The organism is Micromonospora sp. BL1 (assembly GCF_003667485.1).
Lineage (GTDB): Bacteria > Actinomycetota > Actinomycetes > Mycobacteriales > Micromonosporaceae > Micromonospora > Micromonospora tulbaghiae.
Map to the genome: position 1 here is coordinate 13,752 of NZ_RCVK01000351.1, position 13,945 is coordinate 27,696.

Sequence of the window (13,945 nt, forward strand, 5' to 3'; positions counted from 1 at the left end):
CGGCTGCGGGACGGGTGGTGCCCGCAGACTGCCCGAGTGGGGAACGGGAGCGGTGTCCGGCGGTCGTGGACCGTGCGGTCCGCCGCCCCGGGTTCCCGCACCACCCGGCTTGAGCTCTTCTACGACCTGGTCTTCGTCTTCGCGTTCCTGAACGTCACCACGCTCACCGCCTCGGAGCTCACGCCGGCCAACCTGTACCGCTTCCTGCTGGTGCTGGCGCTGCTCTGGTGGTCGTGGACCGGCTTCGCCCGGATGGGCAACTTCTTCCGTGCCGACCAGGGCGTGCTGCCGCTGGTCGGCTTCGTCACCGTGGCGGCGACGTTCATGCTGGTTCTCAGCGAGCCCAGCGCGTTCGAGGACCTCCCCGGCGGGCTGCCCGGCCCGCTGGTCTTCGCCGGCTGCTACTTCGTGATCCGGATGGCCCAGCTCACGGTCTTCGGCTGGGTGGACCGCGCCGACCCGGTCCGGCGCCGCCGGCTGCTCCTGCGCGCCGTGTTCCCGACCGTCGCCACGGTGCTGCTGGTCATCGCCGGAACCGTGCCGACGCGGCTGCCGCAGGAACGGTTCTCGATCCCGCTGCAACTGGCGCTCTGGACGCTGGCGCTGCTCGTCGAGTACGTCGGCGGGGTGACGCTCGCCCGCCAGTGGTGGGTGGTGGTCTCCGCCGGGCACTGGGCGGAACGGCACGCGCTGATCGTGCTGGTCGCACTCGGCGAGTCGATCATCGCGCTCGGCTTCGGCCCGAAGCACGGGCTGCCGCTGACCGGGCCGGTGGCGGTGTCGGCGCTGCTCGGCATCGTGGTCGTCGCGGCGCTGTGGTGGGCGTACTTCGACACGCTCGCCTTCGCGATGGAGCAGGCGCTGCACCACGCCCGGGACGAGGCCACCCGGGTCCGGATGACGCGCGACGTGTACACGTTCATGCACCTGCCGATGGTGGCCGGAATCATCCTCTACGCGCTCGGCCTCAAGGACCTGCTGGCCGAGGCCGCCGACCCGAACACGCCTTCCTGGGGACTGCCGCTGGGCGGCTTCTGGGGCGCGATCCTGTTCGGCGGGGTGGCGTTGCACCTGCTCAGCCTCGCCGGGTGCTGGTGGCTCGCGCTGCGCGAGGTGCACCGGCCGCTGCTGCTCACGGTGGTGGCGCTGGCGGTCGTCGGCCCGTTCGTGTTCCGCATCCCGGAGCTGATCGCGCTCGGTGTGCTCGGGGTGATCACCGGCGCGGGCGTCGCCTGGGAGACCCGCTCCGAGGACGGCCACCGGCGCCGGGTACGCGAGCTCGCGCTGGAGGAGCAGATCGCCGCCGAGGCCGAGCAGAGCCACTGGCGGCAGCGGCACCTGTGAACGGCGCGCGGCCGTGCCCCGGGACGGTGGGGCACGGCCGGCGCGACGGTACGGCGATGCGGACTACAGCTCGGCGAGCGTGCCCTCGTACATCTTGTCGATCTCGGAGGCGAAGTTCGTCTCCACGCTGCGGCGCTTGATCTTCAGCGACGGCGTGACCTCGCCGTCCTCGATGGTGAGGTCACGGGGGAGGATCGACACCTTCTTGATCGTCTCCCAGCGGTTGAGCTTGGCGTTCAGCTCGGCCACGTACCCCTCGACCATCTCCCGCGCCTGCGGGGAGGTGACGATCGTGGTGTAGTCGCTGCCCTCCAGCGCGGTGCCGGCGGCCCAGCCCTTGATCGCGTCCGGGTCCAGCGTGACGAGCATGGTGCAGTAGTTGCGCGCCTGCCCGATCACCACCGCCTGCGAGGTGTACGGGCACACCGCCTTGAACATGCCCTCGATGTGCGACGGCGCGACGTACTTGCCGCCGGACGTCTTGACCAGATCCTTCTTCCGGTCGGTGATGCGCAGGTAGCCGTCGGCGTCGAGCGTGCCGATGTCGCCGGTGCGGAAGAAGCCGTCCTCGGTGAACGCGGCGGCGGTCTCCTCGGGCAGGTTGTGGTAGCCGCGCATGACCGGCTTGCCGCGCAGCAGGACCTCGCCGTCGGTGTCGATCCGGCACTCCAGGTCGCCCATGGCGCGGCCCACGCTGCCGATCTTCAGCCCGTCCGGCGGGTTCACGAACGCGCCCGCGCTGGTCTCGGTCAGGCCGTAGCCCTCCGAGATGGGCAGGTTGGCGGCGGCGAAGAAGGTGGCGATCTCCTTGCTCAGCGGTGCCGCGCCGGAGACCAGCACCCGCATCCGGCCGCCGAGCCGGGCCTGGAGCTTGCTGAACACGAGCTTCTCGGCCACCGCGTACTTCATCCGCAGGCCGGCCGGGACCGGCTTGCCGGCCTGCTCCAGCGCGACCTTCTCCTTGCCGACCGCGACGCCCCAGGCGAAGATCTTGGCCTTGGCGCCGCCCGCGCCCTGCGCGGTGGTGACCGCCTTGTTGTAGACCTTCTCGAAGACCCGGGGCGCGCCGCACATGAGCGTCGGCTGCACCACGCCCAGCAGGTCGACGAGCTTGTCCACCCGGCCGTCGACATACGTGGGCAGGCCGACGTGCGTGGCGCCGCAGAGCAGCGTCTTGCCGAACGAGTGCGACAACGGCAGCCACAGGTACTGCAGGTCGTCGACGCGCAGCAGGCCCAGCTCGGCCTGCGCCACGCCCTCCCAGCACCAGCCGCCGTGCAGCAGCTCCACGCCCTTCGGGCGGCCGGTGGTGCCCGAGGTGTAGATCAGCGTGGCCAGGTGGTCCGGGCCGATGCCGGCGACCAGCATGTCGATCAGGTCCGGTTCGGCGCTCAGCGCGGCGCCGCCGCGCTCCTCCAGCTCGGCCAGGGTGAGCTGCGGGACGGCCGCCGCCGGGTCGGGCGTGCCGTCGAAGAGCACGACGTGGGTCAGCGCGGGCAGGTCCGCCCCGGCGATCTTCGCCGCCTGGGCCGGGTTCTCCGCGAAGAGCACCTTCGAACCGGAGTCGGCGATGATGTAGACCGCGTCGTCGGGTTCGGTGGTGGGGTAGACGGTGGTGGTCGCCCCACCGGCGCACATGATGCCGAAGTCGGCGAGCACCCAGTCCAGGCGCGTGTTGGCCAGGATCGCGACCGGGTTCTCCAGGCCGACACCGAGCCCGTGCAACCCGGCGGCGATCGCCTTGGCGCGCTGCCCGACCTGCTCCCACGTCAGCCAGACCGGGCCCGAGTCGTCGGGTGCGGGGTGGGCGAAGGCGTGCCGGTCGGGGGAATCCGCCACGCGCTTGAGGAACATGTCCGGTACGGAACGGTACGGTACATCGAGAGCCATCGCTGTAGCCGCCTTCAGGGGTGGAGGGACGTGACGGGGGTCACGCCGGTCTGCGGTTACCGAAGGGTATTGCCTGCACCCGGCCAGCGGCTAGCCCCGATCGGTCGAGTCGCCACCGGTCCGCCTGCTGGAACCGCTCAGGCGTACCGGCTGGCCGCGCGGGACCAGTCGTAGGTGGCCCTGATCCAGTCCCGGCGGGTGTCCAGGAAGACCCGCATCCCCTCGTCGGCCACGACGCTCAGCGCCGCGTCCCGCTCCGCGTACGTGGCGAGGGCCTTGTTGAACCGGTCCGCCGCCGCGTACAGCGCCGCCGACTCGTCCTGCCCGGTCTCACCCGCGATCGTGGTGACCAGGTTGTGCGCCTCCGGGGCGGTGCCGCGCTCCTTGCCGTAGGAGAACAGGTCGTTGCACCAGCAGACCAGGTCGGTGGCGAGGGTGTCCAGGACGGTGAGCGCCGGCGCGACCCGCTGGTCGGCGCGGGGCGCGGACGGGCGGGCCAGGTCGGTCACCGTGAAGCTGGGACGCACCCCGCCGGTGTGGCGGCGCATCTGCGTGTACTCGGCCACCCCCGGCACCCGCCGGCGCTCCCGGTTGGCGGCCTCCCAGAGCAGCGCCAGCAGGTACTCCCGCAACTGGCTGACCAGGCGCAGCAGGTGGGCCGGCCGGCCCCGGTCGCGGGCCCGCCGGCACAGGTCGTGCAGCGCCAGGGCGATCGGTCCGTCGGCGGGCGCCGGCGCGTCCGGGTCGCCGTGCCGGTCGAGCACCCCCAGCAGCGCGGCGAGCGTCGGCGCCAGCAGCGTGGGCGTCGCTCCGAGCCCGTCGTCGTCGCAGGCGTCGTCCACCACGAACAGCCAGTTGATCAGGTCGGTGAGCAGGCGCAGCCCGTGCGGCGACGCCTCGGGGCAGGCGCGAGCGGCCAGCTCCGCCGCGTGCGCCCCGGCCAGCCGCCGGCGGCCGGCCTGGTCCTCCACCAGGCCGAAGTCACGTACCCAGGCGGCGCTCTCCGCGGCCGCCTGGTCGACGGCTGGGTGACGCCGGGAGGGAAAGGGCGGTTCGTGCAGTGCCGAGAGGGCGAAGTCGCGCATCGTCGTCCCCCTGTCCGCCGCCCCGCGGGGTCGGGCCGGTGCGCAGGAGCGTACGGGAGGACGTAACCGTTATCGACGTTCGGGTGTCCACTGTCCACTGTCAGCCGGCGATCGGCTGCACACCCTCGGTCACAAGCCCAGTTCGGCGGTACGCAGACGTTCGGCGCGCTCGGCCGGACCGTCCACCTGGACCCGGGCCACCCGCTGCCGTCCGGTGAGGAACAGCACCAGCTCGCCCGGCGCGCCCACCACCCGCAGCCGTTCGCCGCCTGCGCCGGCCCGCAGCTCGCCGTGCCCCGGGGCCTGCACCAGCACCTCGGCCGGGAACCGCCGCAGCGCCATCCGGGCCAGCAGGGACGCCCGCTTCCACAGCACCGCCTGCTGCCCGGCGGGCAGGTCGCGCGGGTGCCAGCCCGGCCGGGCGCGCCGCACGTCCTCGTGGTGGATGAAGAACTCCATCCCGTTGGCCAGCTCGTCGGTGAGCGGGTTGCTGACCGGGCTCCACACCGGGGGACGGCGTACCCGGGCGATCAGGTCGGCGTACGGCCCGGCGGCGATGCGCCGGCGGACCGACTCGCCGTAGCCGCGCAGCGGCGGCAGCAGGATCCCGCCCGCCGCGTCCGGCCGGCGCTCCCGCACCAGCAGGTGCGCCGCCAGGTCACGGGTGGTCCACCCCTCGTTGACAGTCGGTGCGTCCGGTCCCAGTTCCAGCATCAGGTCGGCGAGCGCCTCGCGCTCCGTTCGGGCGTACCGCGGCATGGTCCGATCGTAGGCCCGTTCCGGCCGATCGGCGCGCCACGCCCGGCGGGACCGCGCCGCCGGACCGGTTCCGGCCGCCCTCCACCCAGGTCCGGCGGGAACGTGACGGCGGACATATCCCGGCCGGGTCGGCGGGACCGGCGGCGAGCGGTAAGGATGGGGGAGAAAACTGCGGCTTACGGCGGGGGAGAGCGTGGCGAGCGGGACAAGTCGGGACGTGCTCGGCAGAGGGCTACGGGTGCTCGGCCGGGCCATCCGGGAACAGCCGCGGATCTTCGCGGTCGCGGTGAGCGGCAGCGTGCTGTTCGGCCTCCTGGTGATCGCCAGCGCGTACGTGGTCGGGGCGGTGGTCGGCGACGTGGTGGTGCCGGCCGTGGAGCGCGGCGAGGTGGCGGAAGGGGCGCTGGCGCTGGCCGCGACGGCGCTGTTCGGCATCAGCGTGCTGCGCGTCGTCGGCATCTTCGGCCGCCGGCTCGGCGCCGGTTACATGCAGTACCGGCTCCAGGCCGCCTACCGTCGCCGGGTCACCCGCCGCTACCTGGAACTGCCGCTAGCCTGGCACCACCGCAACTCCACCGGCACGCTGCTGTCCAACGCCAACTCCGACGTGGAGGCGGCCTGGTACCCGATCGCGCCGCTGCCGTTCGCGGTCGGCACGCTGGTGATGCTCGTCGGCGCGGTGGCCTCGCTGTTCTTCACCGACTGGGCGCTGGCCCTGGTCGGCCTCGCCGTGTTCCCCGCGCTGTTCGCGCTCAACGTGGTCTACTCCCGCCGGATGGCGCCCCGGCAGGCCCGGGCACAGCGGCTGCGGGCCGAGGTCAGCGGCATCGCGCACGAGAGCTTCGACGGCGCGCTGGTGGTCAAGACGATGGGCCGCGAGGCGCAGGAGACGGCCCGCTTCGCCTCCCGCGCCGGTGAGCTGCGCGACGCGCTGATCTCGGTCGGCCGGCTGCGCGGCGTGTTCGACCCGCTGCTGGAGACGCTGCCCAGCCTCGGCACGCTCGCCGTGCTGGTGGTCGGCGCGATCCGGCTGCGGCAGGGCGCGATCAGCGTGACCGAACTGGTCAGCGTCGCGTTCCTGTTCACCGTGCTGGCCTTCCCGGTCCGCGCGATCGGCTGGGTGCTGGCCGAACTGCCGCGCAGCGTCGCCGGCTGGGACCGGGTCCGCCGGGTGCTGGACGCCACCGGCGAGATGCCGTACGGCACGAGGACGCTCGACCCGGCCACCCGCGAGCCCGCCACGCTCGCCTTCGACGACGTGCACTTCGCGTACGAGCCGGCCGAGGCGCACCTGCCCGGCGCCCAGGTGCTCGGCGAGGTGACGTTCACCGTGCCGGCCGGGAAGACCGTCGCCCTGGTCGGCCCCACCGGTGCGGGCAAGTCGACGATCGCGTCGCTGGCCGTGCGGCTGGTCGACCCGGGCGCCGGACGGGTCACGCTGGACGGCGTGGACGTGCGGGAGCTGACCGCCGCCTCGCTCGCCGGCACGGTGGCGCTCGTGGCGCAGGTGCCGTTCGTCTTCGACGACACGGTCCGGGCCAACATCGCGCTCGACCGCGCCGGCATCGGCGACGACGAGGTGTGGGCGGCGCTGCGGCTGGCCGAGGCGGACGGCTTCGTGGCCGCGCTGCCGGACGGGCTGGACACCATGGTCGGCGAGCGGGGCACGTCGCTGTCCGGTGGGCAGCGCCAGCGGCTCACGCTCGCCCGGGCGCTCGCCGGCCGCCCCCGGCTGCTGGTGCTCGACGACGCCACGAGCGCCGTCGACCCGCGCGTCGAGGCGGCCATCCTGGCCGGGCTGCGCGCGCCGACCGACGGCGGCGCCCCGGCGTCGATCCTGGTGGTGGCGTACCGCCGGGCCACCATCGCGCTCGCCGACGAGGTGATCTACGTGGAGCAGGGCCGGGTGGTCGCCCGCGGCACCCACACCGAGCTGCTGGCCACCGTGCCCGGCTACGCCGACCTGGTCACCGCGTACGAGCAGGCCGAGCAGGAACGCGAGCAGAATCGGACGTACGACGAGGTCACGCCGCTGACCTCGGGCCTGGAGGTGGACCGGTGAGCGCGAGGAGTGCAGCGGAGCGGAGCCCCGCAGTCGCGAATGAACGGCGGGCCCGGTGAGCGCGACCACGGCGGAGGCGGACCGGAACACCGAGACCACCGAGTCGACCTGGCGGACGCTGCGGCGCGGGCTGGCGCTCTCCCCGGAGCTGCGCACCGGCCTCGCCGGCACGCTGGCGCTGGCGCTGGTCTACATGGTCGGCCGGGTCGCGGTGCCGGTGGCGGTGCAGCGCGGCATCGACCACGGAATCGTCGGCGGGCTCGACCTGAACGTCATCTCGCTCACCGTGGCGATCACCGCCGGGGTGCTGGTGGTCACCACCATCTGCGGCTACCTGATGATGCGCCGGCTGTTCACCGTCAGCGAGACCGCGCTGGCCGGGGTGCGCACCCGGGCGTTCCGGCACGTGCACGACCTGTCCATGCTGCACCAGCAGTCCGAGCGGCGCGGCTCGCTCGTCTCCCGGGTCACCAGCGACGTCGACCAGATCACCCAGTTCCTCCAGTGGGGCGGCGTGATCCTCATCGTCAACCTGGGCCAGCTGCTGGTCACCACAGCCGTGATGCTCGCGTACTCCTGGCAGTTGACGCTCGTGGTGCTCGTCGCGTTCGCGCCGGCGGTGCTGGTGATCCGGCAGTTGCAGCGCCGCCTCGCCGGGGCGTACGGGCTGGTGCGGCAGCGCACCGGCACGCTGCTCGGGGCGATCGGCGAGAGCGTGGTGGGCGCGCCGGTGATCCGGGCGTACGGCATCGCCGGGCGCACCGCGCGGCGGCTCGACACGGCCATCGACGGGCAGCGGGTGGCCCAGCAGCGGGCGATCCGGATCAGCATCATGGGCAGCTCGGTGGGGGAGCTGGCCGCCGGGCTGGCGCTGGCCGGCGTGGTGGTGGTCGGGGTCAGCCTGGGCGTCGACGGCACGCTGTCGATCGGTCAGCTCACCGCGTTCCTGTTCCTGGTCACGCTGTTCATCCAGCCGGTGCAGATCGCCACCGAGGTGCTCAACGAGGCGCAGAACGCGATCGCCGGCTGGCGCCGGGTGCTGGACGTGCTGGACGTCTCCCCGGACGTGGCCGACCCGGGCGAGCAGGGGCGGGAGCTGCCGCCGGGGCCGCTGGACGCCCGGTTCGCCGGCGTGACGTTCGCCTACCCCGGCGGGCCGCCGGTGCTGCACGACGTGACGCTGGACATTCCGGCCAAGAGCCGGGTGGCGGTGGTGGGCGAGACCGGAAGCGGCAAGACCACGTTCGCCAAGCTGCTCACCCGCCTGATGGATCCGACCGAGGGCGCGGTGCTGCTCTCCGGGGTCGACCTGCGGCAGGTGCGCTTCGACTCGCTGCGCTCCCGGGTGGTGATGGTGCCGCAGGACGGCTTCCTGTTCGACGCCACGGTCGGGGAGAACGTCCGCTTCGCCCGCCCCGACCTGACCGACGAGCGGCTCACCGCCGCCTTCGGCGAGCTGGGCCTGTCCGACTGGCTGGACGGGCTGCCGTCCGGGCTGGACACGCCGGTCGGCGAGCGCGGGGAGGCGCTGAGCGTCGGCGAGCGGCAGCTCGTGGCGCTGGCCCGGGCGTACGTCGCGGACCCGGACCTGCTGGTGCTGGACGAGGCGACGAGCGCTGTCGACCCGGCCACCGAGGTCCGCCTGCAACGGACGCTCGACGCGGTGACCCGGGGCCGGACCACGCTCGCCATCGCGCACCGGCTGTCCACCGCGCAGGCGGCGGACGAGGTGATCGTGGTGGACCGGGGCCGGATCGTGCAGCGCGGCCCGCACGAGGAGCTGGTCCGCGACACCGACTCGGTCTACGCCCTGCTGTACGCCTCCTGGCTGGAGCAGACCCGGTAACCGGTCAGCGGGAGTAGAACTCCACCACGAGCTGCTCGTCGCACACCACCGGCACCTCGTGCCGGGCCGGTTCGCGCACCAGCGTGGCGCGCAGCTCGGCCGGCTGCGCCGACAGGTACGGCCGGGGCTGCGCGTCGGCGTGCGCGCCGGCGGCGGCGAGCTGGAACGGCGGCAGCGCGCGGCTGCGCTCGCGTACGCCGACCACCTGGCCGGGCCGCAGCCGGTAGGACGGCCGGTCGACCTTGCGCCCGTCGACTGTGATGTGGCCGTGCGCGACGAGCTGGCGGGCCTGGTAGATGCTGCGCGCCAGCCCGGCCCGCAGCACCACCGCGTCGAGGCGCCGCTCCAGCAGCGCGACGAGCGTCTCGCCGGTCTTGCCGGCGCCCCGGGCGGCCTCGTCGAACAGCCGGCGCAGCTGGGCCTCGCTGACGTTGTACTGGTGGCGCAGCCGCTGCTTCTCCAGCAGCCGCACCTGGTAGTCGGAGGTGGTGCGGCGGGACCGGCCGTGCACGCCCGGGGGATAGGGGCGCCGCTCGAAGTACCGCACGCACTTGCGGGTCAGCGGGATACCGAGGGCGCGGGAGAGCCGGGCCTTGGGCCGGGGGTGGTTCACGTCGACGTCTCCGATCGTCTAGCCTGCTTCTTAGGTAAGCCTAACCTATATTGAGGAGGTCGGGATCATGCGGCCCAGCCCGGTGGAGATCGTGCGAACCCTGGTCGCGGGCCGGTTGCCCGCCCTCGTTCACCTGGCCCGGCATCCCGGCCCGCACCAGGTCCGGCACGCCGTCGACCCGGACGGGCGGGTGCTGCTGCTCGTACCCGTGGTCAGTGACCTCGCCGCGGCGCTCGTGCCGCCGGCGGGCGACACCGACGTGGCCACCGTGCTCGACGTGCTCGACCTGCCGCCGGCCGCCGGTGCGCCCTCGCTCGGCCGGGCCTGGGTTTCCGGCTGGGCCGCCCGGCTGGACGGGGACGAGGCACGCGACGCGGCGGTCGACTTCGCCGCCACCGATCCGGTCGGCGACCTGCTCGACGTGGGCCGCCGGTTCCACCTGCACCGCTTCGAGGTGGCCGAGGCCCGCTGGGAGCGCGCCGGGCGCGTGTGCCGGGTCGACCCGGAGGCGTTCGCGGAGGCCGAGCCGGACCCGCTGCACCCGGTCGAGGCCGACCTGCTGGCCGACCTGGCCGACCACCACGCCGAGCAGGTCGGCGACTACCTGCGGCGGCGGCTCGCCCTGCCCGGCGACCAGGTTCCCCGGGTGGTCCGGATCGACAGGTACGGGCTGCTGGTCGCGCACGGACGGCCCGGCGCGACCCGGCGGGCCCGGCTCGCCTTCCCCCGACCCGTCGCCGACGTGGCGGAGTTGTCCCGCCTGCTGCACCCGATGCTCTGCCCCCGGGCCGCGGCCTGAGCGGCGCCGTCCCGGCTGCCGGAGCCGGCGGCCGGGAGGCTCAGGTGATGTCGCCGGTCAGATACCGCTGGACCGTCGGGCCGATGGCGGCCACCAGCGTCGCCGGCTCGGCGGTGGCGACCGCGTCGAGACGGAGCACGTACCGCATCATGGCCAGCCCGGCGAGCTGGGTGGCGACCAGCCCACCGCGCAGCGCGCGCTGCGCCGGGTCGACGCCGAGGTGGTCGAGCACCCGGCGCAGCACCTGCGTGACCAGGAACTCGCGCAGCAGGCGCGCGGTCCAGTCGTTGCTGACGGCCGAGCGCAGCAGCGCCACCGCCGCCGTGCCGGTGGGGGAGTCCCAGACCTCCAGGAACACCCGGACCATCCGCTCGCCGGCCGCGTCCGGGCCGCCGGCGAGCACCGCCGGCAGCAGCCGCCCCGGGTCGGCCGGGAACGCCGTGGCGGCCCGGAACAGCTCCTCCTTGCCGCCGAAGTAGTGGTGCACGAGCGCGGGGTCCACGCCGGCCGCCGCGGCGATGGCCCGGATCGACGCGGCGTCGAAGCCGCGCTCGGCGAACGCCTCCCGCGCCGCGGCGAGGATGGCCTCACGGGTGTCCGGGCTGCCGGGCCGCCGCCCGGTGCGCCGCGCGTTCACCCGCTGCGCCGGCGCAGCGTCGCGGCGGCCAGCACCAGCGCCGCCACCGCCGCCCCGGCCACGATCGCCACGTCCCGCCACATCGTCCCGGTCGGCTCGGCGTGCGCGCCGACTTCCTGGAGCGCCTCGACCGCGTACGACAGCGGCAGCGCGTCGCTGACCGCCTGGAGCCAGCCGGCCATCTGGTCGCGCGGCACGAACAGGCCGCACAGCAGCAGTTGCGGGGCCACCACCACCGGCATGAACTGGACCGCCTGGAACTCGGTGCGGGCGAACGCCGAGCAGAACAGCCCGAGCGCCACCGCGAGCACCGCGTTCACCCCGGCGATCAGCACGACCAGCCACCCGCTGCCCGCGGTCTCCAGCCCGAACACCCGGTACGCGACGACCGAGGCGACAGTGGACTGGAGCACCCCGGCCAGGCCGAACGCGATGCCGTACCCGAACAGCAGGTCGAGCTTGCCCAGCGGCGTGGTGAGCAGGCGCTCCAGCGTGCCGGTGGTGCGCTCGCGGAGCATGGCGATGCTGGTCACGAGGAACATGATGATGAACGGGAAGAAGCCCAGCATGATCAGGGCCACCCGGTCGAACGTGCTCGGCGCGCCGGGCGGGGCGGGCTGGTCGACGTACATGAAGTAGACGAGCGTGAGCAGCACCGACGGCACCACCACGAGCAGCGCCACGGTCCGCCGGTCGTGCCGGAGCTGGCGCAGGATGCGCCCGGTGGTGGCGGCCAGGATCCGTCCGTTCATCGCGCCTCTCCCTCGGCGTCGCGGATCAGGCGCAGGAACGCCTCCTCCAGGTCGTCGGTCCCGGTTGCGGCGCGGACCGCGGCCGGGGTGTCGTCGGCGACCAGCCGGCCCTCGCGGATGAGCAGCAGCCGGTCGCAGCGGGCCGCCTCGTCCATCACGTGGCTGGAGACCAGCAGCGTGGTGCCGTTCGCGGCCATGGCGTGGAACCGGGCCCACAGGTCGGCCCGCAGCACCGGGTCCTGGCCGACGGTGGGTTCGTCGAGGACCACCAGCTCCGGTTCGCCGACGAGCGCGCAGGCGAGCGAGGCGCGGCTGCGCTGGCCGCCGGAGAGCGTGCCGACGAGCTGGTCGGCCGCGTTCGCCAGGCCGACGTCGGCCACCGCGCGGTCGGCCTCGGCGCGGCCCCGGCCCTGGAGCACCGCGAAGTAGCGGGCGTTCTCCCGCACCGTCAGGTCGGCGTACACGCTCGGCGCCTGGGTCAGGTAACCCACCCGGCGGCGCAGGTCGGCCGAGCCGGCGGGGCGGCCGAGCACGTCCACCGCGCCGGAGCCGACCGTCTGCACGCCGACCACCGCGCGCATCAGGGTGGTCTTGCCGCTGCCGCTGGGCCCGAGCAGCCCGGTCACTGTGCCCCGGGGCACCCCGCAGGTGATGCCGTGCAGCACCCGCCGACCGCCCCGGTCGACCACCAGCTCGCGGACCGACACCGCGTCGTCCATGCTCGCCTCCGTCAATTCATCACCCGTTGAACTCAACGGTAGGTGAATTCCTCCTCGCGGGCAACGGGACTTGACTTCGAGTGCGCTCGAACTGGAAGCCTGGGGGGCGTGGACATCAGCACGCGGGAGATGAGCCTCACCGTGGGTGAGGCGGCGGAACGGGTCGGCCTGACCACCTACACGCTGCGCTGGTACGAGCAGGAGGGCCTGGTGGGCCGCGTCGGGCGGGACTCGTCCGGCCGCCGGCGCTACACCGAGTCCGACGTCAACTGGCTGTTCCTGCTCACCCGGCTGCGGCGCACCGGGATGCCGGTGCGAGACATGCGCCGCTACGCCGAACTGGCCCGGCACGGGGACGGCACGCTCGGCGCGCGGCGGGCGCTGTTCGAGGCGCACCGGGCCCGCGTCCTGGCCCGGATGGCCGAGCTGGAGGAGGACCTGAAGGTCCTCGAACACAAGATCGACGCGTACCGCCGGGCGGAGGAGGAATCCGGCTGAACGCCCCAGTGGCGGACACGGGGTCCGGCAACGGTCATTGCGGTGAAGATCGGATTTCGGCACCATGGCGCCGTGGGTCCAGCGCAGTTGCCCGACACCGCGTTCCTCGACGACTGGGCCGCCCGCCTGCGGCAGGCCGCCGACCGGCCGGTCGTCGGGATCATGCTGCGCGGCAGCCACGCCCGGCGGGCCGCCACCGAGCACAGCGACGTGGACGTGGACGTGCTCGTGGCCGCCGACGACGGACGGCCCGCCGGTGCGGGCGCCCGGCAGGCCACGTCCCGCCGCGGCACGCCGTACGCGGCCCGGCGGGCGTACCTGACCGAGTTCGCCGGTCGCCTCGTGCACGTGTCGGTGGCCGCCCGCGACGTCCGCTCCTGGGTACGCCGCCTCGGCCAGCCCGCCGACTGGGCGTTCGGGCTCCCGGTCACCGCGCCCGCCCGGCTGCTGTGGGCCGTACCGGAATGGCGCCGCCTGATCGACCTGCCGGTGCTCTGCCAGCCCGCCGACGAGCCGCGACTGGAGGAGCTGATCGCGACGCTGGGCAAGGTCGCCGCGGCCCGCGTGGCCGACGACCCGGTCGGGGTCCGGCTCGCCGCGGCCGACCTGGCCCGGCTCTGCCCCTCGGTGCTGCGGCCGGCCAACCCGACCGTGCGCGTGGTGTCCCGCCGGGCCGCCCTGACCGCCGCGCTGGACCTGCCGGTCGCCCCGCCCGGCTACCGCCACGACATGCTGCTCTGCCTCGGCCTGCGCGCCGGTGACCCGGCCGAGGTCGGCGCCGCCGCCGGACGGCTGGTCACCGGCATCCTCCCGCTGATCCGCCCGTACGCCGGCGAGATCGCCGCCACCCACGGCGCGGACCTGGCCGAGGCGCTGGTCGACGGCCGGGTGGACCGCTACCTCGCCCGGCTGGGCCGGGCGCTGGGCACGGTGACGACCGC

12 protein-coding genes and 1 pseudogene are annotated in these 13,945 nt (G+C 74.1%); 6 read left to right on the forward strand and 7 right to left on the reverse strand.

The window, feature by feature from the left end; translation table 11 throughout:
- Positions 1–36 precede the first annotated feature (36 nt).
- Positions 37–1,344, forward strand: a complete 1,308-nt coding sequence (locus EAD96_RS26375; protein ID WP_199733308.1) for a low temperature requirement protein A — start codon at positions 37–39, stop codon at positions 1,342–1,344.
- Between the two features lie 63 nt (positions 1,345–1,407).
- Here EAD96_RS26375 and EAD96_RS26380 read toward each other — a convergent pair whose 3' ends face one another.
- The 3 genes from EAD96_RS26380 to EAD96_RS26390 all read right to left on the reverse strand — a co-directional run bounded on the left by EAD96_RS26380 (position 1,408) and on the right by EAD96_RS26390 (position 5,078).
- A complete protein-coding gene (locus EAD96_RS26380) occupies positions 1,408–3,234 on the reverse strand; it encodes a long-chain fatty acid--CoA ligase (protein ID WP_121686159.1) in 1,827 nt (608 codons plus the stop codon).
- A 137-nt stretch (positions 3,235–3,371) separates the two neighbouring features.
- Positions 3,372–4,319 carry a terpene synthase gene (locus tag EAD96_RS26385; protein ID WP_121686160.1) on the reverse strand — a complete coding sequence of 316 codons (948 nt, stop codon included), beginning with the start codon at positions 4,317–4,319 and terminating at the stop codon, positions 3,372–3,374.
- Between the two features lie 129 nt (positions 4,320–4,448).
- On the reverse strand, positions 4,449–5,078 hold the full coding sequence (locus tag EAD96_RS26390) for a TIGR03085 family metal-binding protein (RefSeq protein ID WP_120573669.1): 630 nt from the start codon (positions 5,076–5,078) through the stop codon (positions 4,449–4,451).
- Positions 5,079–5,295: 217 nt separating this feature from the next.
- Between EAD96_RS26390 and EAD96_RS26395 the strand changes: the two genes are divergently transcribed.
- Positions 5,296–7,140, forward strand: coding sequence for an ABC transporter ATP-binding protein (locus EAD96_RS26395; protein ID WP_233586182.1), 1,845 nt, complete (start codon positions 5,296–5,298; stop codon positions 7,138–7,140).
- Positions 7,141–7,195: 55 nt separating this feature from the next.
- Positions 7,196–8,986 carry an ABC transporter ATP-binding protein gene (locus EAD96_RS26400; protein WP_120568848.1) on the forward strand — a complete coding sequence of 597 codons (1,791 nt, stop codon included), beginning with the start codon at positions 7,196–7,198 and terminating at the stop codon, positions 8,984–8,986.
- A gap of 4 nt (positions 8,987–8,990) precedes the next feature.
- Here EAD96_RS26400 and rpsD read toward each other — a convergent pair whose 3' ends face one another.
- Positions 8,991–9,599 carry a 30S ribosomal protein S4 gene (gene rpsD, locus EAD96_RS26405; RefSeq protein WP_047892216.1) on the reverse strand — a complete coding sequence of 203 codons (609 nt, stop codon included), beginning with the start codon at positions 9,597–9,599 and terminating at the stop codon, positions 8,991–8,993.
- 67 nt (positions 9,600–9,666) lie between these two features.
- On the opposite strand from rpsD, the gene EAD96_RS26410 reads away from it, so the two are divergent.
- On the forward strand, positions 9,667–10,398 hold the full coding sequence (locus EAD96_RS26410; protein ID WP_121686162.1) for a DUF2470 domain-containing protein: 732 nt from the start codon (positions 9,667–9,669) through the stop codon (positions 10,396–10,398).
- Between the two features lie 40 nt (positions 10,399–10,438).
- Here the strand turns inward: EAD96_RS26410 and EAD96_RS26415 are convergent, their stop codons facing one another.
- From EAD96_RS26415 to EAD96_RS26425, 3 genes are read right to left on the reverse strand one after another with little or no spacing between them, the layout of a single operon-like run.
- Entirely contained in the window at positions 10,439–11,035 is a 597-nt protein-coding gene (locus EAD96_RS26415) for a TetR family transcriptional regulator (protein ID WP_120568850.1), read from the reverse strand.
- Entirely contained in the window at positions 11,032–11,787 is a 756-nt protein-coding gene (locus EAD96_RS26420; RefSeq protein ID WP_121686163.1) for an ABC transporter permease, read from the reverse strand. The genes EAD96_RS26415 and EAD96_RS26420 overlap by 4 nt, the downstream gene beginning before the upstream one ends.
- Complete coding sequence (locus tag EAD96_RS26425) at positions 11,784–12,506, reverse strand: ABC transporter ATP-binding protein (RefSeq protein WP_121686164.1); 723 nt, start codon at positions 12,504–12,506, stop codon at positions 11,784–11,786. Before EAD96_RS26425 ends, EAD96_RS26420 begins: the two co-directional genes overlap by 4 nt.
- A 108-nt stretch (positions 12,507–12,614) precedes the next feature.
- Here EAD96_RS26425 and EAD96_RS26430 point away from each other — a divergent pair, with 108 nt between their 5' ends.
- A complete protein-coding gene (locus EAD96_RS26430; RefSeq protein WP_121686165.1) occupies positions 12,615–13,004 on the forward strand; it encodes a MerR family transcriptional regulator in 390 nt (129 codons plus the stop codon).
- A gap of 162 nt (positions 13,005–13,166) precedes the next feature.
- A pseudogene (locus EAD96_RS31675) lies at positions 13,167–13,817 on the forward strand (phosphoribosyl-AMP cyclohydrolase); the annotation flags it as partial.
- Positions 13,818–13,945 lie beyond the last annotated feature (128 nt).